Source organism: Massilia sp. CCM 8734, from assembly GCF_011682155.1.
Taxonomy (GTDB): domain Bacteria; phylum Pseudomonadota; class Gammaproteobacteria; order Burkholderiales; family Burkholderiaceae_D; genus Telluria_A; species Telluria_A rubra.
Genome location: NZ_WHJI01000003.1, coordinates 1 through 22,148 on the forward strand (window position 1 = coordinate 1; position 22,148 = coordinate 22,148).

Genomic DNA, 22,148 nt, shown 5'->3' on the forward strand with positions numbered 1-22,148 from the left:
CGCGCTGCCGTTCGACTTGCATGTGTAAGGCATGCCGCCAGCGTTCAATCTGAGCCAGGATCAAACTCTTCAGTTCAATCTCTGTTTAATGTCCTTGCGGACAGATCGCTCACTCAAAATACTGACAAGCTCATCTTTCGATGCGCCGTGTTTCTTTTTTGTGAACATTTGATAATTTAAGTATTCAACATCGCTTACGCTTTGTTGGCACCTTCATCAAACGCCCACACTTATCGACTGTTAATTGTTAAAGAACGTATTCGGTATTTCTATCTTGCCGCATGGTACGAAGCGTTGTGTTCGTTGCAGCAGAGAGGTGAGATTATGCAGCGTTTCGCGTTTCTCGTCAACCTCTTTTTGTTACTTCGTCTCTTTCGAAACGCCCCTGGACTGCCTGCCAACTACTTGATTTCGCTGGCATTTCAGCGGGGAGGCAAACTATAGCAAAGCGGCGGCATTTGCACAAGCCACCGCCTCCACATTACTTGGGTTTGTAGGTGATCAGCGGCAAGGCCACGTCCGCGTTATTGACGACGTCGTTGCCGCCACCGGACATATCGATAGTTGCCTTCTCGCACCAGCGCACCTGCCCCGCAGGCCCTTGCGCCAAGACGTCGGTCATGGCTTCGTGAATCTTGGCCGCCACCTCATTTTGCAATGCGGTGCGCCTGGCAGGGGCCATGTCGGCCATCGCGCGCCGCTGCTTCTCAATAAAGCTGCTGTTGCGTTGCGTCCAGCCATTGGCTGCGGTGACGAACTTCTTGCTCTGCGCTGTCGCCTTCGAGCACACGGGCTCGAACTTGGCGGCCACTTCCGACATGAGCGACACGACCAGCACCGCATGCTGGAGTTCGGGCGAAGGGACGCCGGCGGCCGAGATGCCGGTGCCCGCCCCCTCGGCGCCAGAGCCCTTCGGCGCAGGCCCTATCTTGGGCTGGGGCGGCGGCGGACCTTCCACCGGACGCAGCACGGAGCCCTTCATCACGCTGACCTTGAGCTTCTCGCCATTTTGCGGGCGGTCGGAAAACGTGACTTTCCCATCCGGACCGACGGTCTTGTACAGCTGCTGCGCGGATGCGGCGCAGCAGAGCAGGGCGGCAGCGATGACAAAAATGGGCTGTAATTTATTCATGTGACAAAAAATGGCGCAACACTCCACGCGAGGGCAATCGATTCATATACTAACGTAGCATTGGGACGGAATGCGTAAACATATTTCTCGTACGCACGATTCTGGACGAGAACACAACAGCTTGGTCCTTCAACTCCAGTCAGATGCAAGATTTATGCCTGTTGATGTTACGGAGTAGCAACACCAAGCCTGAGCGGGCCAATGCCAGTCCCGCGCGCAGGTAGAATGTCAGCTTTTGCCGAACCCGCGCCCGCCATGACCATCCTGCTCTCGACCCTGAACGCCCGCTACGCCCACGCATCGCTGGGGCTGCGCTATCTGCTGGCAAACATGGGGCCGCTGAAGGAGCAAACCAGCCTGCTCGAATTCGTGATCGGGGCCAAGACCACCGAAATCGTCGAACGCTTGCTGGCGCAGGCGCCGCGCATCATCGGTTTCGGTATCTATATATGGAACGTCGAGGAAACCACCAGGGTCGTCGCCATGCTCAAGCGCGTCGCGCCCCAGGTCACCATTGTGCTGGGCGGACCGGAAGTGTCGCACGAACCGGGCGAGCAGGACATCGTGCGCATGGCGGACTACCTGGTGACCGGCTGGGGCGACGTCACCTTCCCCAAGCTGTGCGGCGAGATCCTGCACGGCCCCAAGCCGCTGATGAAGATCCACGCCGGCGTGCAGCCGCCGATGGCCGACATCGCCATGCCCTACTCCTTGTATACAGATAACGACATCGCCAACCGCACGCTGTATGTAGAAGCCTCGCGCGGCTGCCCCTTCAAGTGCGAGTTCTGCCTGTCGGCGCTGGACAAGACCGCCTGGCCCTTCGGCCTGGATACCTTTTTGGGCGAGCTCGAAACGCTGCATGCCCGCGGCGCGCGCCTGTTCAAGTTTGTCGACCGCACCTTCAACCTCAATATCAAGACCAGCCTGAAGATCATGCAGTTCTTCCTCGACAAACTCGAAGCGAACCCGGACGACCCGGTCTACGCCCACTTCGAGCTGGTGCCCGACCACCTGCCGGACGCCCTGAAAGAAGGCATCCGCAAGTTCCCGCCGGGCGCGCTGCAGTTCGAAATCGGCATCCAGAGCTTCAATCCGGCGGTGCAGGCGCTGGTGAGCCGGCGCCAGGACAACGCCAAGGCCGCCGAAAACATCCGCTGGCTGTGCGAGCAGTCGCACGCCCACCTGCACGTCGACCTGATCGCCGGCCTACCGGGAGAAGACATGGACAGCTTCGCGCGCGGCTTCGACCAACTGGTCGCGCTCAAACCACATGAAATCCAGTTCGGCATCCTCAAGCGCCTGCGCGGCACGCCGATCATCCGCCATACCGAAGAACACGGCCTGGTGTTCGATCCCTACCCGCCGTACACCATCCTGGCCACCAAACTGATCGACTTCCAGACCATGCAGCGCCTGGTGCGCTTTGCGCGCTACTGGGACCTGGTGGCCAACTCGGGACGCTTCGCGCATACCCTGGTCCATGTGCTGGGCGAGTCCCCGTTCGCCAATTTCATGGCCTTCTCGGACTGGATCTACGCCAAAACCGACGCCACCCACCGCATCGCGCTCGAGCGCCTGGCCAAACTGGTCACACAATGGCTCGAGACGCGCGGCATGCCCCGTGCCGACGCCGAAGCACTGGTCGGCAGCGATTACGCCGGTCGCGTCGATGCGCCGGCCGAGAAAGCCAGGCCGGTGGCGAGCGTGCCGCAGCGGCAGGCGCGCCACTTGGCGGCATAAGCGGGTGGCATAAGCGGGCGGCGTCAGCGGCGTGCATACAGCGGCGCTGTCAACAAACGATTCCACGCGCCGCGCCGACCCGCACACGAACTCCTGTAGCGGTCGCGGCGATTCTCTTTTACACTGGCGCAATGCAGATTGAAAATGCGCCAACTTTAACCCTAAAACCGCCTGATGCAGGCTCGCCCCAATCGGTCGTCGCCAACGGGACCTGGCAGGTCCACGCGCTGGCCCAGTGCGGCGCGATCAAGACCATCAACGCCACCCTGGTCTCGCTCAAGGACAAGCCGGCGCTGGTATGGGACCTGACCCAGATCGTCCGCCTCGACCATATCGGCGCCCAGATGTTCTGGAACGCCTGGGGCAAGAAGCGCCCCGACCAGCTGCAACTGGCCGAAAAACAGGAAGAACTGTTCAAGCGCATCGAAGAAGCGGGCAAGCTGCAACTGCCGCGCACCCGCGAGAGCCGCTTCAACTGGGTGATGACGCTGGGCGCGGGCATGCTCAACTTCTTCGAGCATACGCAAGGCTTCATCCGCCTGATCGGCCAGGTGGTGCAGGATATCGGCCGCTTCATCCGCCATCCGATGACCGGGCCGTGGCGCGAAGTGTCGGCCAATATCTTCCACTCGGGTTTCCAGGCGCTCGGCATCACCGCGCTGGTCGGCTTCTTGATCGGCGTGGTGCTGTCCTACCTGTCGGCCCAGCAGCTGCGCATGTTCGGCGGCGATATGTACCTGGTCAACATCCTCGGCATGAGCGTGATCCGCGAACTGGGGCCGCTGCTGGCCGCCATCCTGGTGGCGGGCCGCTCCGGCTCCTCGATCACCGCGCAGCTCGGGGTGATGCGGGTGACCGAGGAACTCGACGCCATGCTGGTCATGGGCATCTCGCACGGCTACCGCCTGATTATGCCGAAGGTGGTCGCGCTGGCGATCTCGATGCCTCTGCTGGTGGTGTGGACCGACGCCATGGCCCTGATCGGCGGCATGGTCTCGGCCAAGGTCGAACTGAACCTGTCGGCGCGCTACTTCCTGCAAAAGCTGCCGGACGCGGTGCCGCTGTCGAACTACATCATCGGCCTGCTCAAAGGGACCACGTTCGGCATGCTGATCGCGCTGGTATCGTGCCACTTCGGCCTGCGCATCAAACCGAATACCGAAAGCCTCGGGCGCGGCACCACCACCTCGGTCGTGACCGCGATCACGGTGGTGATCCTGGCCGACGCAGTCTTTGCCATTATTTTCAGCGGAGTCGGTTTCTGATGGACGAACAAACAGCGCCGGTCAAACGCCAGCACCTGAACATGCGCCCCGACGAGGAAGTCGGCCCGCCGGTGGTCCAGATCACCAAGCTGTGGACCAAGTTCGGACGCACCGTGGTGCACCAGGACCTCAATCTCGATATTTACCAGGGTGAGATCTTGTCGATCGTGGGCGGCTCGGGCACCGGCAAGACGGTGCTGCTGCGCCAGATGCTGGGCCTTGAAAGGCCCTCGAAAGGCTGCGTGCGCGTGTTCGGCGAAGACATCAGCGAGGCCGACGCCGACCAGCTGCAGCGCATGCGCAACCACTGGGGCATGCTGTTCCAGCAAGGCGCGCTGTATTCGGCGCTGACCGTGTTCGACAACATCGCCCAACCGCTGCGCGAGCTGCGCGCCCTGCCCGAAGACGTGATTTACGACGCCGTGCTCCTCAAAATGAACATGGTGGGCCTGGGCATCGAGCACGCCAAGAAAATGCCGTCGGACCTGTCGGGCGGCATGATCAAGCGCGCCTCGCTGGCGCGCGCGCTGGCGCTCGAACCGCAACTGCTGTTCCTCGACGAACCCACCGCGGGGCTCGACCCCGACCTGTCGGACGCCTTTGTCGCCCTGATTCAATCGCTGCACCGCGAACTGGGCCTGACCGTGGTCATGGTCACCCACGACCTGGACACCTTGTTCGCGCTGTCGACCCGGATCGCGGTGCTGGCCGAAAAACACGTGATCGCGATCGGACCGACGCGCGACGTGCTGAAAGTGGAGCATCCCTTCATCAAACAATTCTTCCTGGGTGCGCGCGGCCAGCGCGCCCTCGAAGTGCTCGACGAATACGACGCCGAGCACGCACCGGAGCACTAGTATATGGAAAACAGATCACACGCCCTGATGACAGGTATTTTCACGATTGCGCTGCTGGTGGCCACGGTCCTGGCGGGCATCTGGTTCAACCGCGACCGGGTCGAACGCGTGCCCTACCAGATCGCCACCACCCAGTCGATCCCAGGCCTGAACCCGCAGGCGGCGGTGCGCTACCGCGGCCTGGAAGTGGGCAAGGTCGACGACATCAGCTTCGACACCAAAACCGCCGGCCAGATCCTGATCCGCCTGTCGATCGACCCGGAAGCGCCTATCACCCGCACCACGTTTGCCACCCTGGGCTACCAGGGCGTGACCGGGATCGCCTTCATCCAGCTCGATGACGAAAAAACCGGCTCGCCCCTGATGACCAGCAATGACAAGGCCCTGGCGCGCATTCCGCTGCGTCCCGGCCTGCTCGACCAGCTCGAAAAACGCGGCCTGGTAATCCTCGACAAAGCCGAGGAACTGACCACCCGCCTCGACGCCATGGCCTCGCCCGAAAACCAGAAAGTCATCCTGGACGCCTTTGCCGATGTGAGCAAGGCGGCCAATGCCTACGCCGCGATCCCGGCCAAACTGGAACCGACCCTGGCGCGCCTGCCGCAACTGACCGCCAGGGCCGAGCAGAGTTTCGCCGCGTTCGACACCTTCAGCAATAACGCCAGCACCATGACGCGCAGCTACACCAAGCTGGCCGACGACCTGCAGTCGCCGAATGGGGCCATTGCGCGCCTGAACAGCACCGTGGACCGGGTCGGCGGCTCGCTCGAAGCGGTCACCACCGATCTCGAAATGCAAACCCTGCCGCACTTCGTGCTCATGACCGACGAAGCGCGCACCTCGCTGCGCGCCGTGCGGCGTACCATGAATTCGCTCAACGACCGTCCGCAAAGCCTGCTGTTCGGCGCCGCGCCGCCGACCCCGGGGCCAGGCGAACCGGGTTTTACCGCACCGACCAAATGAGGACCACCGTGCATCATATCCCGACCCACACCCCGCTCCTCCATGTTCGCCGCCTGCTGCTGGCCGCAGGCGCCGGCGCCGCCCTGCTGCTGGCCGGCTGCGCCAGCGAAAAGCCGGCCCAGAACACCACCTTCGATTTCGGACCTGCCGCCAGCGCCGCCGCGCCCGCGCGCGCGCCGATGGCCGCCGTGGTGGTGGGCGACGTCACCGGCTCGGCCGCCCTCGACAGCGAACGCATGTTCTACCGCCTGAACTACAGCGACCCGCTGCAGGCGCGCGCCTACGCCAACAGCCGCTGGTCCGCCACGCCGCTGCAGATGGTCACCCAGCGCTTGAAATCGCGCATCGCGCAGTCGGGCGCCAAGGTATTGAGCGTGAGCGACGCGTCCGACGGCGTGCCGATCCTGCGCCTGGAAATCGACGACTTCAGCCACCACTTCGACAGCCAGGCCAGCAGCCACGGGCAACTGGTGCTGCGCGCCTCGCTGTTCCAGGGGCATAAACTGGTCGACCAGAAGACCTTCGAGCGCAAGACGCCCGCCACCAGTCTAGATGCCGGTGGTGGCGCGCGCGCGCTGGCCGGCGCCACCGACACGGTCGCCTCCGACGTCATCGCGTGGCTCGCCACGCTGCCGCTCAAAAAAGAATGACCGCGCCCGACGCGCCAGGGCCAGCTCCCGCAACAGCGCCGCCCACGGCCGCCGTGCGCGGCTCGCCCGTCTCGCGCGCCGCGCTGCTGGCCTACATGCTGCTGATCGTGTACGCCAGCTGGTTTCCGTTTTCGGGCTGGCGCGGCAGCGGCCTGTCGCCCTTCATTTTCCTGACCCTGTCGATGCCGCAGTACTGGACCGGCTTCGACGTGATGGTCAACATCATCGGCTATATCCCGCTCGGCACCCTGCTGGTGCTGGCCATGTACCCGCGCGTGCGCGGCGTCTGGGCGGTGCTTGCCGCCGCCATGCTCGGGGTGCTGGTGTCGGGCGCGATGGAAGCGGTGCAGACCTACCTGCCCAGCCGCGTGCCATCGAGCCTGGACTTCATCACCAATGCGGCCGGCGCGCTGGCGGGCGCCATCATCGGCGCGCTGGGCGCGCGCTCGTTCCTGGACCAGAGCCGCCTGTACAAGCTGCGCCAGCGCTGGTTCGCCGCGCACGCCAGCCAGGGCCTGGTGCTGCTGGCCCTGTGGCCGCTAGCGCAGGTCTACCCGCTCGGCTATATGTTCGGACACGGCCAGCTGCTGCCGATTTTTTCGGAATGGCTGTCGGCCTGGCTCGATACCGATATCGACCTGGTGAGCATGCTGCGTCCCGGCGCCGCCATGAGCGTGGAACAATACTGGCTGTCGGAAACCATCATCACCGCCTGCGGCATGACCGGCGCCGTCCTGACCATGCTGTGCCTGCTGCGACGCGGCGCCCCGCGCCTGTTCCTGATCGGCGCCATGCTCGGCGCGGCCCTGCTGACCAAGACCCTGGCCAGTTCCCTGCTGTTTAAGCCCGACAATGCACTGGCCTGGATCACGCCCGGCGCCCAGGGCGGTTTTCTGATCGGCCTGATCATGCTGGCGGGCCTGGCGTTCGCGCCCGAAAAGGCGCAGCGGCGGCTGGCGGTGCTTACCCTTGTGCTCAGCCTGCTGGTGGTGAACACGATCCCGGTCAACCCCTACTTTAGCGCCACCTTGCAAGGCTGGGTACAGGGAAAGTTTCTGAACTTCAATGGCGCAGCGCAATTCCTGTCCTTGCTATGGCCGTTTTTTGCGATCTGGTTCCTGCTGCTGCCCTCGCATAAACTCAATCGGCGCGAAGAACGCGTATCATTGCGCCAGCCAACACAGAATCGGGAACCACCATGAGCGATACCCCCTACTTCGAGCAGCACGTTTTTATCTGCATGAACGTGCGCGAGGATGGACGCCAGTGCTGCGGCAAGCTCGGCGCCGAAATTGCGCAGAAGCACGCCAAGCGCCGCATGAAGGAACTGGGCCTGAACGGGCACGGCAAAGTGCGCATCAACCAGGCCGGCTGCCTCGACCGTTGCGACGAAGGCCCGGTGCTGGTGGTCTATCCGCAAGGCACCTGGTACACCTACGTCGACACCAGCGACATCGATGAGATCATCGACTCCCACCTGGTTGGCGGCAAAGTCGTCGACCGCCTCAAAATCTGACCGCTTGGTTCCATGACTACTGCCACACATAATTTGCTGAACAAAAACGCCGAAAAATTCACCCTGGCCGGCGCCGCCGGGCCGATGGAATGCCTGCTCGACCTGCCCCCGGGCGCGCCGCGCGGCATCGCCCTGGTGGCCCATCCGCACCCGCTGTACGGCGGCACCATGGACAACAAGGTGGCCCAGACCCTGGCGCGCACGTTTGTCGCGCTCGGCTACGCGGTGGCGCGCTTTAACTTCCGCGGCGTCGGCGCCTCGGGCGGCGTGCACGATGACGGCGTCGGCGAAACCGACGACATGGCCCTGATGCTGGCGCACATGCAAGCGCAGTATCCGGGCTTGCCGGTGGCGCTGTCGGGTTTTTCGTTCGGCACCTTTGTGCAGGCCCAGTTGCAGCAGCGTTTGCTTGCCCAAGGCCGCCCGGCCGAGCGCCTGGTGCTGGTCGGCAGCGCCGCCGGCAAATGGCCGATGCCCGACGTGCCGGCCGACACCATCCTGATCCACGGCGAAGTCGACGACACCATTACATTAACGCAGGTGCTGGACTGGGCGCGACCGCAAGACATTCCGGTCATCGTCATTCCCGGCGCCGACCATTTCTTCCACCGCAAGCTGGCCCACATCAAGACACTGGTGGTCCAACTGTGGCGGCGTGAGGGTGAAACCCCGCTATAGCCACTATAATTGGGCGCCCTTTTTTGCACCACCTTTTTTGAGTACTGATTCCCATGAGAAAACTTATTGCCGCACTGGCTGCCAGTGTCCTGGCGCTATCGACCGCCGTTGCGCAAACCATGCCGCCGCCGACCGTGGCAGCGCGCTCCTGGCTGCTGCTCGACGCCACCAGCGGGCAAGTCATCGCCTCGCAAGACCCCAACGCCCGCATCGAACCGGCCTCGCTGACCAAGATCATGACGGCCTACCTGACCTTTGCCGCGCTCAGGGAAAAGAAGCTGACCCTGAACCAGATGATCAACGTCTCGGTCAAGGCCTGGAAAGTCGACGCCAGCAGCTCCAAGATGTTCATCGACCCGGCCACGCCGGTATCGGTGGACGACCTGCTGCACGGCTTGATGGTGCAGTCCGGTAACGACGCCGCCGTGGCCCTGGCCGAAGCGGTGGCCGGCGACGAAAGCGCGTTCGTGTTCCTGATGAACCGTGAAGCCCAGCGCATGGGGCTGAAAAACACGCGCTTCGCCAACCCGCACGGCTTGCCGCACCCCGACAATTTCTCGACCGCGCACGACCTGTCGGTACTGGCCGCGCGCGTGATCGCCGACTACCCCGAGTACTACAAGATCGACTCGGTCAAAAGCTTCACCTACAACAAGATCACCCAGCCGAACCGCAACCGCCTGTTGTGGCTCGACCCGACGGTCGACGGCATGAAGACCGGCCACACCGAAGCGGCCGGCTTTTGCATGATCGCCTCGGCGCGCCGTCCCAACGGCAGCGGCCAGCGCCGCCTGATTTCGGTCGTGCTCGGCACCAATTCGGACCAGGCCCGTACCCAGGAAAGCCAGAAGCTGCTCAACTGGGGCTTCCAGAACTTCGAGACGGTCAAGCTGTACGCCAAGGGCCAGGCGATCCAGACGCCGGAAGTGTGGAAAGGCTCGGCCAATTCGGTCAAGATCGGTTTTAACAGCGACGTGCTGGTGACGGTGCCGAAAGGTGTGGCGGGCAAGATGAAACCTGTACTCGAGCGCAACGACCCGCTGGTGGCCCCGCTGCCGCTCAACACCAAAGTCGGCACCCTGAAAATGATGGTCGATGGCAAGCCGGTGCTGGAACTGCCGGTGGTGGCGCTGGAAGAAGTGCCGCAAGCGTCGATCTTCGGCCGCGCCTGGGACTCGATGCGCCTCTGGCTCAAGTAAACGCCCTCTGGCTCCGAAACTCACCTGCGTCGTTCCCGCGAAGGCGGGAACCCAATTCCGTCGAGCCGTCTGCGGCTGCGGCTGCGGCACGAAATTGGATTCCCGCCTTCGCGGGAACGACGGAATTGACGTTAGCGGCAGTCGGAGCAGCCTGTTGTAATACTCCATAGAAAGAAACCGATGACCGCAGCCCTGCCCGCCGACCTGTTTTGCCCGCGCGTGAACACCCGTCTCCATGGCCCCGCGCTCTCGCGCATCGTGGCCGGGATGTGGCGCATGGGCGAATGGGGCATGTCGGCCGAGCAGCGCGTGGCCTTCATCGAGCAGTGCATCGCGCTCGGCGTCACCAGCTTCGACCATGCCGATATCTACGGCAACTACAGCGTCGAAGGCTTGTTCGGCGACGCGCTGCGCCTGCAACCATCGCTGCGCGACCGCATCGAATTGATCAGCAAGTGCGGGATCAAGCTGCTCTCCCCGCAACGCCCCCAGCATTCAATCGGGCATTACGACACCAGCGCCGCCCATATCGTGGCCTCGGTCGAGCAATCGCTGCGCCAGTTGCACACCGACCGCCTCGATCTGCTGCTGATCCACCGTCCCGATCCCTTGATGGAGTTCGATGAGATCGCCGCCGCCTTCAACAGCCTGCGCCAGGCCGGCAAGGTCTTGCACTTCGGCGTGTCGAATTTTTCGCGTCACCAGTTCGAGTCGCTCAACCGCCGCATCGAACTGGCCACCAACCAGGTCGAGTTCTCGCCCCTGCACACCACGCCGATGTTCGATGAGACCTTCGACGGCCTGCAAGACCTGGGCGTGGCGCCGATGATCTGGTCGCCGCTGGCCGGTGGGCGCCTGTTCGCCAGCAGCGACGACCATGCCGACCGCCTGCGCCTGGTGATCAAGGGTATCGCCGACGAACTCAATCAACCGTTCGCCAGCGTGGTGTTCGCGTGGATCATGCAGTTGCCGTGCCGCCCCGTGCCGCTGACCGGCAGCGGCCGCATCGAAGCGATCGCGGTGGCCGTGGCCGGAACCCGCTTTACGCTCAGCCGCGACCACTGGTTCACCATCCTGCGCGCCGCGCGCGGCCACGAAGTGGCATAGGCCGCTTCACGCAACAGGGAGTAGCGCATGCCGCAGATCGTCGAGAGCAGCGCCCTGAGCGCCTTGCAAAAGAAGGAGTTGCTGCACCGCCTGGCACGCATCGAGGGCCAGTTGCGCGGGGTGCAGAAGTTGATCGCGCAGGCGGCCACGCCGGCCGATTGCGACGCCGTGGCCCAGCAGATGGCGGCGGCGCGCAAGGCGCTCGACCGCTCCTTCGTCCAGTTGCTCACCAATACCATGCAGACCCAGAGCGCCAACGCGACCAGCCTGGCCGAAGCGCAAGCGAGCGCCAGCAAGCTGGCCGCCATGCTCGACAAGTTTGCTTAGTTATCGCTTGCTTAATCCTCGTACACGGTCGGCGCCGGCACGCCGCGCCAGCCCAGTTGCCATGCGATATTGAGCAGCAGGGTAAAGCTGATGTACAGCACGAAAAACAGCACGAAGAAGCGCGTTTGCAGCCAGGCCAGCAAGGCCAGCCCGACGCCGATGACGACCCACAGCCCCATGCTTTTCGGCTGCTTGGAACTCGGAAAACGCACCGTCGAGACCATCAGCGTGCCCACGCCCACCATCAGGGCCATGACCAGATAGCCCTGCACGACGGTGGTCAGCGGCGCCGGCCAGGCCACCACGACGGCGGCCACGCAGGCGGCGCCGGCGGTGATCGGCATGCCGACGAAGTAGCGCGGGTCGGTGCGCCCCACATTCACATTGAAACGGGCCAGGCGCAGCGCGCCGCAGGCGACGAACACGAAGCAGGCCAGGCCGCCGGCGCGCAGCAGGGTCGGATGCTCCACGCCCAGTTGCACGAAGCCGTAGCAGTACAGCAGCATGGCCGGGGCGCAGCCGAAGTTCATGACGTCGGCGATCGAGTCGAGCTGCATGCCGAATTCGGACGAGGTATTGGTGGCGCGCGCCACAAAACCGTCGAGCGCGTCGAACACGCCGGCCAGCACCAGCAAAATGGCCGACATGCGGTAATCGGCGGCCAGGCCGACGTGGGCGTTGTCGACCGACATGACGATGCTGCCGAAGCCGCACGCAATCGATAGCAGCGTGACAAAGCTCGGCAGGGCAAACTTGGCGCGCGCGAGGCGCTGCTGGCGGGTGGGTTTCAAGTGGTTTCGCAATCGCATCAGGAATAGTGTTGGTATTTTACAGCGTCATCCTGTCTGCGCCAGATCAATCCCGGGCAAACAAACCTCACCGATTTTCAAATTCCCCTAGAATCAATTTTTAGCGGTTTTTTCTGCACGGAGAACTCGGGATGAACGGATTTCAACGCTCACACATGGCTGCGGCGCTGTCATGCGCGCTGTTGCTGTCCGCCTGCGGGGGCGATGGCGGGAGCAACAAGGGCACGCCGACCCAGAGCAGCGCCTCAATCGCGCTGGCCCAGGTGCCGGGCGCGCCGCCGGCGACCAACAACACCGCCATCGACGGCCTGAACTGGATCAATTTCCGCCGCACCCAGATCGGCATGCCGGCGCTGGCGCGCAACGCCAGTATCGACCGCGCCGCCCAAGGCCATTCCGACTATCAAAAGATCAATGACAAGGTCACCCACGACCAGGCCAGCGGCGCCCCCGGTTTCACCGGCGCGCAACTGAGCGACCGCCTGAGCGGCGCCGGCTATCTGTTCGCGCCGACCGAGCGCGCCTATGGCGAGGTCATCTCGGCGACCTCGAACGCGTCCGGCTTTTACATGGCGGAAGAATTGATCACCGCAATCTATCACCGTTTCGTGATGTTCGAGCCCAAGTTCAAGGAAATCGGCACCGGCGCGGCGGCCAACGCGAGCGGCTATATCTACTTTACCAGCAACTTTACCGCCAATAATGGCTTCGGCCCGGGCATGGGACGCGGCAATATCGCGACCTGGCCCAGCGATGGCCAGACCGGCATCACGCCGAACTTTTTCAGTAACTATGAAGAACCGGACCCGGTCGAGAACCTGAACGAAGTGGGTTACCCGATCAGCGTGCATGCCGACCTCGACGCCACCCTGACGGTGCAAAGTTTTACCGTGCGCCCGCGCGGCGGGGCGCTGCTCAACGTCAAGCTGCTCAAGCTCGGGGTGGACAGCCACACGCCCAAGTCGGCGGCGGCGATCATTCCGCTGACCGTGCTGGCCGCACGCACCGTATACGAGGTCAGTTTTTCGGGCGCCATCGACGACGTGCCCGTCACGAAAACCTGGTCCTTTACCAGCAAATAGAGGGCGTGATCGGCGCGGTTTGCCCGCTCAAGTCTGCTATCGTTTGGTTTTAAGATAATGAACGCAAGCCCGTCCATGCCATCGAGAGAGAAGCCGCCCGTCACCGTCGAATTGCGTGCCGATAGCGCCACGCGCGAGGTCATCGACATGGCCGACGGCATCGACCGCATCATGGGCAACCGCGCCCTGTATGCGCGCATGCTCAAGCGCTTTCGCAGCGATTACGCGCTCGGTGCGGTGCCGATCGGGGCCGCGCTGGCCGATGGCGACACCATCTTGGCGCACCGCCTGGCGCATACCCTCAAAGGCGCCGCCGGCCTGATCGGCGCGCGCCGCCTGCACCAGCAGGCCAGCACGCTGGAACTGGCGATCCGCACCAATCCACCGGCGCAGCTGGCCGCGCTGGCGGCGCTGGTCGATCCCTTTTACCAGGTCTTGCACCTGCTCGACCAGGTACTGGCGGGCGGGGCGCCGGACGGTATGGCGACGGAGGTGCCGCAGCGCACCCTGATGCAGGACCCGGCCCTGCTGGCGCGGCTGGTGCAATTGCTGATCGACGCCGACGGCGCGGCGGTCGACTTGCTGGAAGAGTCGGGAGCGAGCCTGCGCGTGATCCTGGGCGAAGCCAGGCTGGCGCAGCTCACAAAAGCGGTGAATGACTTCGATTTCGACGGCGCCTTGCGTGCGCTAAGGCAAACGGAAAGCTGATTCAGCGCGTGTATTCGGCTTCCTCGTCGAAGGCGTCGGCGCAGGTCTTGCCGCAGAAGCGCTTGACGCTGTCGAGCGGCTTTTCGCAATACCAGCACGAGCCCTTCGGCGGCAAGGCCTGGCGCGCTCGCACCGGGGCCGATTGCGCCTCGGACTGGCGCTCGCCCCCCGCGTCCTTTTCCGGAAAATCTTCCTCTATCGTTCCCACAAGTCCCCCCAAAATGGCAGCACAGCGAATTCTCAAAGCAAGATTACTTTAGCGGAATACTTTGGACATGAGAATTCGCAAGTCCTGGGGCATTCAGTGACATGGTCACGATCAATCCCAAGTTTGCACGCAATATGCGGCTGCCGCAATCAAGGGAAAACACGCTTTCGTTGCGACGCAACAACCACGGCGATACCCGACAGTGCGTAAAAACGAGGCAGCAAAGCGCAAACCGCCCGCGCCGGCGGGCCGGGAGGGAAAGCGCACGGCGGGGGCCGGACTTACTTGACCGGCTCGACCGTGACAATCAGGGAAGATGGCGTGGTTTGTATGCGCGTCGGCACGAATTGCACGCCCGCATAACGCAAATCTTCGGGGCGGAAGTTGTAGACGGCCACGTCGGCGACGACCTTGTTCATCAGCACATTGGCGGCGGCGGCGAGCTGGCGCTGGCGCGCGTCGTCGATGCCGTCGATGGCGAAGCGGTCCACGCGCGGCTCGGCCATCAGCACGGCGTTGCGCGCCGCATCGATGTACGGGCGGCCGGACATGGCCAGGCTGCCGCGCCAGGACTGGCGTGTGAAAGGGGACGACAGCGCCGCGTCGAGGGTGACGCCGACGCGGCCGTTACCGGCTGCCAGCGACAGCTGCGGGCGGTTGAGCTGGATGTCGATCACTTCCAGCGCCCGGTTGCTGATCGGGAAGCGCCGGTCCATGCCGGCTTGCAGTTTAGTCAGCGGCAATTCGATCTGGCGCGGGCCGATCACGCTGGCGCAGGAGGTCAGCAAAGCACCGGCCAGCGCCAGCGGCACGCAGGTGCGGAGGAGGTTTTTCATGGGGGAAGGCTAGCATAATTCGGGCGCGGCGGCCGCCGGGGTGGAGGGCCTGGGACAGGGACCGCCCCCGGCGCCGGCACCACCAGCGCCGCATCCCCCTGCCCCGCCTATCGGCCGCACCCTTGCGCCCTTGCCAGCAGCAAGGCCCGCTCGCGCAGGTTGTTGGTCAGCGCCGCAGCCTGCTCGAACTCGGCGCGCGCCTCCGCCATCCGCCCCAAACGCGACAGCAAATCCCCGCGCACGCTGGGCAGCAAATGATAGTTACGCAGCGCGTCGGCGGCGATCAGCGCATCGACCAGCTCCAGCCCCAGCGCCGGCCCATACGCCATCCCGATCACCACCGCGCGGTTGAGTTCGACCACCGGCGAGGGCATCAGTTGTGCCAGCGCATCGTACAGCGCGGCGATGCGCGGCCAGTCGGTCTGCTCCGGCGTCAAGGCGCGCGCGTGGCAAGCGGCAATCGCCGCCTGCAGCGCGTACGGACCATACTCGCCCAACTGCCCGGCCCGCGCCAACGCGGCCAGCCCGCGCCGGATCAGCAACTGGTCCCAGCGGCCTCGGTCCTGCTCGAGCAGCAAGACCGGCTCGCCCTGCGCCCCGAGCCGGGCGCGCGCGCGCGAGGACTGGATTTCCATCAGCGCCACCAGGCCGTGCACCTCCGGTTCATCGGGCAACAGGCCGGCCAGGATGCGCCCCAGCCGCAAGGCCTCGTCGCACAGCGTGGGCCGCATCCAGTCGCCGCCGGCGCTGGCCGAATATCCCTCGTTGTAGATCAGGTAGATCACTTGCAGCACCGACGCCAGGCGCGCCACCAGCTGGTCGGCGCGCGGCACCGCGAACGGGACCTTCGCTTCGGCCAGCGTGCGCTTGGCGCGCACGATGCGCTGCGCCACCGCCGCTTCGGACACCAGGAACGCATGGGCGATTTCCTCGGTGGTGAGCCCGCCCAGCAAGCGCAAAGTGAGCGCCACGCGCGCTTCGGTCGAGAGCACCGGGTGGCAGGAAATGAACATCAGCCGCAGCAGGTCGTCGCCGATGTCGTCTTCCAGGGCGGCGTCGAGGTCGGGCGCGGCATCTTGCAGCAGGGTTTCGATCGCGTAGGTCAGCTCGGATTGCTTGTTGCGCTGCAAGGTGGCGTGGCGCAAGTGGTCGAGCGCGCGGTTTTTGGCGACCGTCATCAGCCAGGCGGCGGGATTGTCGGGAATGCCGGCCTCGGGCCAGCGTTCGAGCGCGCTGACCAGGGCATCTTGCGCCAGTTCCTCGGCCATGCCGACATTGCGCAGCATGCGCGCCAGCGCGCCGATGATGCGCGCCGACTCGATGCGCCAGACGCCGTCGATGACGCGCGCGGCCGCCTGCCTTGCCTCTGCCTCGGGCGTTGCCTTGGCCGGCATCGCCTAGCGCGGCGGCGACGCGCGCACGCCAGCGTCGCTCTGGTGGGCGGACAGGCGCTGCCCGGCAGGCGTGACGGCGGCGGCGGCGCCGATCTCGGCCAGCTGGCGGATTTCCACCTCGACCGGCGGGCCGACCGGATACGGATTGCGCGTGGCCCAGGCGATGGCGTCTTGCAGCGTGGGCGCGCGGATCAGCCAGTAGCCGGCGATCATTTCCTTGATTTCGGTGAAGGGGCCGTCCACCACCGTGAGCTTGCCGGACGCCAGCCTGACCCTCGCCCCGAAAGCGCTCGAGCGCAGTCCGTCCGCCCCGAGCAGCACGCCGGCGCGCGCTTCGGCCGCGTTGTGCTGGTCCAGCGCGTCGAGCCGGGCGCGGGCGACCGGTGTTTCGTTTTCCAGGTTCTTGCTGGAGCGCAGCAGGATAGCGAAGCGCCGGCCCGCCGCATGCGGCTCGCTGTCGGCGCGGACATTGGCGCAACCGCCGGGACAGCCGCTCAGGCGCACCTCGACCTCGGCGGCGCCGGCGGCGCCCGCTGGCCAGCGCGCCGCCCACGCCAGTGCGTCGTCCCTGGTTGCGACATCGATGACGGCGAAGCCGGCGATCAGTTCTTGTGTGTCGGGAAACGGGCCGGCGGCCTGGGTGGCGCGGCCGTCGGCAATGGCAAGGCGCACGCCGTCGGCGCTGGGCAGGAAATGTTCGCAGTCGCGCAGGATGCCGGCCTCGGCCATCTGGCCGGTGTATGCGGCGAGGGCCGCGCGCGCGCCGGCGGACCAGGGCTGGCCGGCTTCGTGAGCCGGGTCGGATCGCCGCAAGAGCATGTAACGCATGGTGTTCTCCAGGTTGGGCGCAGCGCCCCGCCAGGGCGTCTGCAATGCCGCTCCCGCACCGGGCTGGCCGGACGGGAACGGCATGGATTTACATCTGCGCGCGCAAACGTTCTTCTTGCTCGCGCAACTCCGGCGTGAATTCGGCGCCGAAGTCATCGGCTTCAAACACTTGCCGGATCTCGATCTCGGAATCGCTTTCCATCGGATTCGGACAACGCTTGACCCACTCGATCGCTTCTTCCTTCGACTTTACCTGGATCAGCCAGAAGCCGGCAATGAGCTCCTTGGTGTCGGCAAAGGGACCGTCCACCACGGTGCGCTGCTTGCCTGAGAAATGGACGCGCGCGCCGCGCGAACTCGGATGCAGGCCTTCGCCGGCGAGCATCACGCCGGCCTTGACCAGCTCTTCGTTGAATTTGCCCATTTCGGTCAACAACTGTTCGCTGGGCATTTTCCCGGCTTCGGACTCGGGACTGGCCTTGACGATGATCATGAATCGCATGACGGACCTCCTCTCAGGCGCCGGGCTTGTTGCAACTCTCGGCCGCCACTGCGCCCGCCTGCATTTCTTCCAGGCTCATATCGCGCACATGGTGGGCGAGCGACCAGCTGTGGCCGTACGGGTCCTTGACCATGCCATAGCGGTCGCCCCAGAACATGTCGGCCGGCGGCATGACGGCGGTGGCGCCGGCGTCGACGGCGCGCTGGAAGGCGGCATCGGCATCTTGCACGTACAGGTGCAGGGTGACCGGCGAGCCCTTGAGGGTCAGCGGGCCGAGGGCGCCCCATTCCGGGGTTTCTTCGCCCAGCATGATGGCGGAGTCGCCGATGCGGATCATGCCGTGGATCAGCTTGCCGTTGGGCGCCAGCATCTTGCCGGCATCGGTGGCGCCGAAAGCCTTGACGTAAAAATCGATGGCGGACACGGCGTCGGCGCAGATGAGGTGGGGCGTGACGGTGTGCATGTCCGAGGGAATCCGTTCGACAGCAGGTGTGCTCATGGTGATATCTCCTGTAAGTTAAAAGATTAGTCAGTCAAAACTTGGTTAAGTTCCGTGCGCCAGGTGGAGGGATCGGGATCGAGATCCGGACCGCTGACGTACACTTCCCACAGGCCAGGCGCTTTGCAGAGGCCCTGCGCCTCGATCCAGGTCATTAACTCGCCCCAGGCAGCGGGCAAGCCGTCGCAGGGGCCGTGCAGGACGGCGCGCGCCACCCGCGCCGCCGGCAGCACGCCGGGCCGCACGCGGCCGGCCGGCGCCACCGGGGCCGACACCGGCACGCCGATCTCGAAGTCGAAGCGCTCGGGCTGCATGCGAAAGTGGTGCGCGTAGACGCGTCCGGCGGGGCCGATGCCCTGGGCGGCGGCGGTGGCCAGCACTTCGGCCATGCCGGGACCCATGACATGGACGATGCCGGCGCGTGGAATGTCGAAGCGAATGACGGCCGCCTGCACGGGGTCGGTGCGGGTGATGAACGGCGTGTCGAGCATAGCGTTTCTCCTTGAAGAGTGGGTTGCTACTACGACGACGTTGCAGCCGCCGTGAAATCGACAGCTTGTTGATATTTTTTTAGTCTGTTTGGCGGCCGGTTACCAGGACGCCGGATCGATCACGCCGATCGCGCGGAAAGCGGGCTTGCAGAACAGGTAGCCCTGCATCAGGTCGACGCCGGCATCGCGCAGAAAGTCGCGCTCGCCCGGGGTTTCGATGCCTTCGGCCAATACCGCGATCTCCAGGCTGGCGCAGATACCCACGATGCCGGCCACGATGGCTTGCTTGGCCGGGCTGGTATCGATATCGCGCACCAGCTGCATATCGATCTTGATGATATCGGGCTGGAATTCGGATAGCAAGTTCAAACCGGCGTAACCGGCGCCGAAATCGTCGATGGCGGTGCGGAAACCGAAGCGGCGGTATTCTTCGAAAATATTGACCAGGTGCGGCCGGTCCATCACCTGTTCGCTTTCGGTGACCTCGAAGATAATCCGCTCGATCGGAAAGCCATATTCGCGCGCGGCATTGAAGGTGCTGCGGATGCAGGCTTCGGGCCGGTACACGGCATTCGGCAGGAAGTTAATCGACAGCAATTCGGTGATGCCCAATGCGGCCGCGCCGCGAATGGCGCGCACGCGGCAAGCCTGGTCGAACATGTAGCGGTTGCTGTCGGTTACCTTCGACAGCACCGAATACGCCGACTCGCCATTCGGCCCGCGCACCAGCGCCTCGTGCGCGTAAATGGCGCGCTGGCGCACATTCACGATCGGCTGGTAGGCGTAGTCGAAATCGAAACCGAGTTCGTCGTTGTTCCGGCATTGGACGCAGGCCGGAACCGGCTTGAGGTGGGCATCGTCGGCGGGGCAAATGGGGATCATCGGGCGGCCAGTTCTGAAATGCAGCGAATGAGCCACTATAGCAAATGAGCGGGCTCATGCGCGCACTGTGCGCCGCGCCGCCGGCCGCTTGTTTATACCAGTTGCAACTGGCTGCGCGCCGCCATCAGGGCGAAGCCGAGCAGGTTCGGGCCTTCCCACAAGTTGGGGTCGTTCGAGCGGGGATCGTCCGCCGCCAGGCCGGTGCCCCAGATGCGGTCGAGCGGACTGGCTTCCACCAGCACGTGCTTGCCGGTGCCGGTGAGAAAATCGCGCAGGGCCGGGTTTTGTCCGAATTTGGCCACATTGGCGCGGCAGACGATCTCGAAACGATGTGCCAGCCAGTCGGCTTCGACAAAATTGGCGACGCCGCGGCCAAGCGCCTTGGCCGCGGCCGGGGTCGGCGCGGCCAGCACCTTGGCGCGCGTCGCTTCATCGTTGAACAGGCGCGCCTTCTCGGCCATCATGAAATGCTCGGCGGTGGGATAGCGGTCGCCGTCGAGCTCGAACGGCGCCTGGTACCACTGGCTGAAGCAACTGCGCGTGATCAGCCCATCCTTGGGCGGGGTATGGCCCCAGAAATGTAAGAACGAAAACGATTCGCCTGCATTGAAACGGCTGCGTAGTTCTTCCAGGGTGCTGGGCAAGGCCATGGTGCGGACTTTCTGTTGGTGTCAGGATATGACAGCAAGTTTACCCGGTTTCGGACGGCAAGGCGTTTCACCGCGCGCCGCAAGCTTTTAGGCAGGCAATAGACCAGCAAGACCGGCGGGACCGCGACCACGCAGATCATCTTCCATCCCCCGACGTCGCGATGCCACAGCCAGCTGACAAAGCGCGCCAGCACCCAGGCGCACAGCACGCGCGCCACGCCATGCGGTCCGGTCCAGTACAACACGACAGCCGCGATGCACAATACCGTGAGCATGCCGAGCAGGCTATCGGCCGGCTGCGGCGCCAGGGCGCGCGCTGGCGGAACAGCCGGCGAGGGATCGTTCGTGCTCACGTTCTCATTTGCCGATGCAAAAGCGGCTGAAAATCACGCCCAGCAAGTCGTCCGAGGAAAATTGCCCGGTAATGCTAGACAGTTGCGTCTGCGCCAGCCGCAATTCCTCGGCGAACAGGTCGAGCGACTGGTCGTTTTGCGCGGCATGCTCGCCCGCCAGCGCCAGGTGCTTGTGGGCCGAGCGCAGGGCGATCAGGTGCCGTTCGCGCGCCAAAAACAGCGATTCCCCGGTTTGCTGCCAGCCGGCGATACGCAACAATTCGGCGCGCAGCAAGTCCATGCCCACGTGCTCGTGCGCCGACAGGTAGATATTGGTCGCTTCCTCGGTCGGGTCGACCGAGGGCTTGTGGCCCGACAGGTCGATCTTGTTCCATACGCGCAGCACCGGCACGCCGGCCGGAAAGGCGGCCACGATGCCGTCGTCGGCCCGGGTCGGGCCCTGGTCGGCGTCGAGCAGGTGCAAGATGACGTCGGCCTTGGCCACTTCGCCCCAGGTGCGCTCGATGCCGATGCGCTCGACGACGTCGACGGCGTCGTCGATGGTGCGGATGCCGGCGGTGTCGATGATGTTGAGCGGAATGCCTTCGATCTGGATGGTTTCGCTGACTTTGTCGCGTGTGGTGCCGGCGATCGGGGTGACGATGGCCACGTCGGCCCCGGCCAGGGCGTTCAGGAGTGAAGACTTACCCACGTTGGGCTGGCCGACCAGCACCACGTTCAGCCCCTCGCGCAACAGCGCGCCCTGGGCCGCCTGCTGGAACACGCGCTCGAGCGAGGCCACGATCACGGCCAGCTGGCCGCGCGCGTCGGATTTTTCGAGGAAGTCGATTTCTTCTTCCGGGAAATCGAGGGTCGCTTCGACCAGCATGCGCAGGCCGATGGTCTGTTCCACCAAGGTATTGATGGTCTTCGAAAACGCGCCCGACAGCGATTGCGTGGCCGACTTGGCGGCCGCTTCGGTGGAAGCGTCGATCAGGTCGGCGACGGCTTCGGCCTGGGCCAGGTCAAGTTTGTCGTTCAGATAGGCGCGGCGCGTGAATTCACCGGGCTCGGCCAGGCGCAGGCCGGCTTCGGCGCCCGCTTCGAGCACGCGCGCGAGCAGCATCTGCAACACGATCGGCCCGCCGTGGCCCTGCAACTCCAGCACGTCTTCACCGGTGTACGAGTTCGGTCCCTTGAAATACAGGGCGATGCCCTGGTCGATGACCGCGCCATCGGCCTGCCTGAAGGGAAGGTAGGTTGCGCGGCGCGGCGTCAAGGCGACATCCGGGAACAGCGCGGCCAGCAGGGGTGCGAGCGACTTGCCGGAGGCGCGCACGACGCCGATGCCGCCGCGGCCCGGGGCGGTGGCAATCGCGGCAATGGGGGAAGTATCGAGTTTCATAGGTGTGATTGTAATTTAATTGCCGCAACAGGCTGGCGGATTGTCGTTGCCGCGCGCGGACATAAAAAAAGCCCGTGGGGAACAC

Annotated in this window: 25 protein-coding genes and 1 rRNA gene; 13 read left to right on the top strand and 13 right to left on the bottom strand. The window is 64.5% G+C overall.

Features of this window, described 5'->3' with window-relative positions:
• A 16S ribosomal RNA gene (locus F2P46_RS03700) occupies positions 1-76 on the bottom strand; the annotation flags it as partial.
• A gap of 405 nt (positions 77-481) precedes the next feature.
• Positions 482-1,132, bottom strand: a complete 651-nt coding sequence (locus F2P46_RS03705; protein ID WP_166885359.1) for a DUF4124 domain-containing protein — start codon at positions 1,130-1,132, stop codon at positions 482-484.
• A 255-nt stretch (positions 1,133-1,387) separates the two neighbouring features.
• Here F2P46_RS03705 and F2P46_RS03710 point away from each other — a divergent pair, with 255 nt between their 5' ends.
• From F2P46_RS03710 to F2P46_RS03760, 11 genes are all read left to right on the top strand, one after another.
• Positions 1,388-2,875: a B12-binding domain-containing radical SAM protein gene (locus F2P46_RS03710; protein ID WP_166885821.1), complete on the top strand. Its 1,488-nt coding sequence runs from the start codon at positions 1,388-1,390 to the stop codon at positions 2,873-2,875.
• 131 nt (positions 2,876-3,006) lie between these two features.
• A complete protein-coding gene (locus F2P46_RS03715; protein WP_187362449.1) occupies positions 3,007-4,140 on the top strand; it encodes an ABC transporter permease in 1,134 nt (377 codons plus the stop codon).
• 41 nt (positions 4,141-4,181) lie between these two features.
• Positions 4,182-4,997, top strand: coding sequence for an ABC transporter ATP-binding protein (locus tag F2P46_RS03720; RefSeq protein WP_229509066.1), 816 nt, complete (start codon positions 4,182-4,184; stop codon positions 4,995-4,997).
• 3 nt (positions 4,998-5,000) lie between these two features.
• Positions 5,001-5,960, top strand: a complete 960-nt coding sequence (locus F2P46_RS03725; protein WP_166885363.1) for an MlaD family protein — start codon at positions 5,001-5,003, stop codon at positions 5,958-5,960.
• An 8-nt stretch (positions 5,961-5,968) separates the two neighbouring features.
• Positions 5,969-6,610: an ABC-type transport auxiliary lipoprotein family protein gene (locus tag F2P46_RS03730; protein WP_368737874.1), complete on the top strand. Its 642-nt coding sequence runs from the start codon at positions 5,969-5,971 to the stop codon at positions 6,608-6,610.
• Positions 6,607-7,812: a VanZ family protein gene (locus F2P46_RS03735; protein ID WP_166885367.1), complete on the top strand. Its 1,206-nt coding sequence runs from the start codon at positions 6,607-6,609 to the stop codon at positions 7,810-7,812. Before F2P46_RS03730 ends, F2P46_RS03735 begins: the two co-directional genes overlap by 4 nt.
• Positions 7,809-8,126, top strand: coding sequence for a ferredoxin (locus F2P46_RS03740; protein WP_054265111.1), 318 nt, complete (start codon positions 7,809-7,811; stop codon positions 8,124-8,126). The genes F2P46_RS03735 and F2P46_RS03740 overlap by 4 nt, the downstream gene beginning before the upstream one ends.
• Positions 8,127-8,162: 36 nt before the next feature.
• Positions 8,163-8,804, top strand: a complete 642-nt coding sequence (locus F2P46_RS03745; protein ID WP_166885825.1) for an alpha/beta hydrolase — start codon at positions 8,163-8,165, stop codon at positions 8,802-8,804.
• A 53-nt stretch (positions 8,805-8,857) separates the two neighbouring features.
• A complete protein-coding gene (locus F2P46_RS03750) occupies positions 8,858-10,003 on the top strand; it encodes a D-alanyl-D-alanine carboxypeptidase family protein (protein ID WP_166885369.1) in 1,146 nt (381 codons plus the stop codon).
• A gap of 180 nt (positions 10,004-10,183) precedes the next feature.
• Positions 10,184-11,110 (top strand): aldo/keto reductase family oxidoreductase, encoded by a 927-nt coding sequence (locus tag F2P46_RS03755; protein ID WP_166885370.1) that lies wholly within the window; start codon positions 10,184-10,186, stop codon positions 11,108-11,110.
• Positions 11,111-11,137: 27 nt separating this feature from the next.
• Positions 11,138-11,437, top strand: coding sequence for a metal-sensitive transcriptional regulator (locus tag F2P46_RS03760; protein ID WP_166885372.1), 300 nt, complete (start codon positions 11,138-11,140; stop codon positions 11,435-11,437).
• 11 nt (positions 11,438-11,448) lie between these two features.
• Here the strand turns inward: F2P46_RS03760 and pssA are convergent, their stop codons facing one another.
• The gene (gene pssA / locus F2P46_RS03765) at positions 11,449-12,228 is read right to left on the bottom strand and encodes a CDP-diacylglycerol--serine O-phosphatidyltransferase (RefSeq protein WP_229509036.1); all 780 of its coding nucleotides are present in this window, start codon (positions 12,226-12,228) and stop codon (positions 11,449-11,451) included.
• A 149-nt stretch (positions 12,229-12,377) separates the two neighbouring features.
• On the opposite strand from pssA, the gene F2P46_RS03770 reads away from it, so the two are divergent.
• A complete protein-coding gene (locus F2P46_RS03770; protein WP_166885376.1) occupies positions 12,378-13,328 on the top strand; it encodes a CAP domain-containing protein in 951 nt (316 codons plus the stop codon).
• 75 nt (positions 13,329-13,403) lie between these two features.
• Positions 13,404-14,036 carry an Hpt domain-containing protein gene (locus tag F2P46_RS03775; RefSeq protein ID WP_166885378.1) on the top strand — a complete coding sequence of 211 codons (633 nt, stop codon included), beginning with the start codon at positions 13,404-13,406 and terminating at the stop codon, positions 14,034-14,036.
• A 1-nt stretch (position 14,037) separates the two neighbouring features.
• Here F2P46_RS03775 and F2P46_RS03780 read toward each other — a convergent pair whose 3' ends face one another.
• From F2P46_RS03780 to mnmE, 10 genes are all read right to left on the bottom strand, one after another.
• Positions 14,038-14,244, bottom strand: coding sequence for a hypothetical protein (locus F2P46_RS03780; RefSeq protein WP_208296511.1), 207 nt, complete (start codon positions 14,242-14,244; stop codon positions 14,038-14,040).
• A gap of 281 nt (positions 14,245-14,525) precedes the next feature.
• Positions 14,526-15,080: a DUF1439 domain-containing protein gene (locus F2P46_RS03785; RefSeq protein ID WP_166885380.1), complete on the bottom strand. Its 555-nt coding sequence runs from the start codon at positions 15,078-15,080 to the stop codon at positions 14,526-14,528.
• Between the two features lie 107 nt (positions 15,081-15,187).
• On the bottom strand, positions 15,188-16,474 hold the full coding sequence (locus tag F2P46_RS03790; RefSeq protein WP_166885382.1) for an RNA polymerase sigma factor: 1,287 nt from the start codon (positions 16,472-16,474) through the stop codon (positions 15,188-15,190).
• 3 nt (positions 16,475-16,477) lie between these two features.
• Positions 16,478-17,302 carry a YciI family protein gene (locus F2P46_RS03795; protein WP_166885384.1) on the bottom strand — a complete coding sequence of 275 codons (825 nt, stop codon included), beginning with the start codon at positions 17,300-17,302 and terminating at the stop codon, positions 16,478-16,480.
• An 88-nt stretch (positions 17,303-17,390) separates the two neighbouring features.
• Positions 17,391-17,804, bottom strand: coding sequence for a YciI family protein (locus F2P46_RS03800; protein WP_166885386.1), 414 nt, complete (start codon positions 17,802-17,804; stop codon positions 17,391-17,393).
• 13 nt (positions 17,805-17,817) lie between these two features.
• Positions 17,818-18,303, bottom strand: a complete 486-nt coding sequence (locus F2P46_RS03805) for a VOC family protein (protein ID WP_166885388.1) — start codon at positions 18,301-18,303, stop codon at positions 17,818-17,820.
• 26 nt (positions 18,304-18,329) lie between these two features.
• Complete coding sequence (locus F2P46_RS03810) at positions 18,330-18,794, bottom strand: GyrI-like domain-containing protein (RefSeq protein WP_166885390.1); 465 nt, start codon at positions 18,792-18,794, stop codon at positions 18,330-18,332.
• A 99-nt stretch (positions 18,795-18,893) separates the two neighbouring features.
• On the bottom strand, positions 18,894-19,676 hold the full coding sequence (locus F2P46_RS03815) for an EAL domain-containing protein (protein WP_166885392.1): 783 nt from the start codon (positions 19,674-19,676) through the stop codon (positions 18,894-18,896).
• A gap of 92 nt (positions 19,677-19,768) precedes the next feature.
• On the bottom strand, positions 19,769-20,326 hold the full coding sequence (locus F2P46_RS03820) for an NADAR family protein (protein WP_166885394.1): 558 nt from the start codon (positions 20,324-20,326) through the stop codon (positions 19,769-19,771).
• 357 nt (positions 20,327-20,683) lie between these two features.
• Complete coding sequence (mnmE, locus tag F2P46_RS03825) at positions 20,684-22,063, bottom strand: tRNA uridine-5-carboxymethylaminomethyl(34) synthesis GTPase MnmE (RefSeq protein WP_166885396.1); 1,380 nt, start codon at positions 22,061-22,063, stop codon at positions 20,684-20,686.
• Positions 22,064-22,148 lie beyond the last annotated feature (85 nt).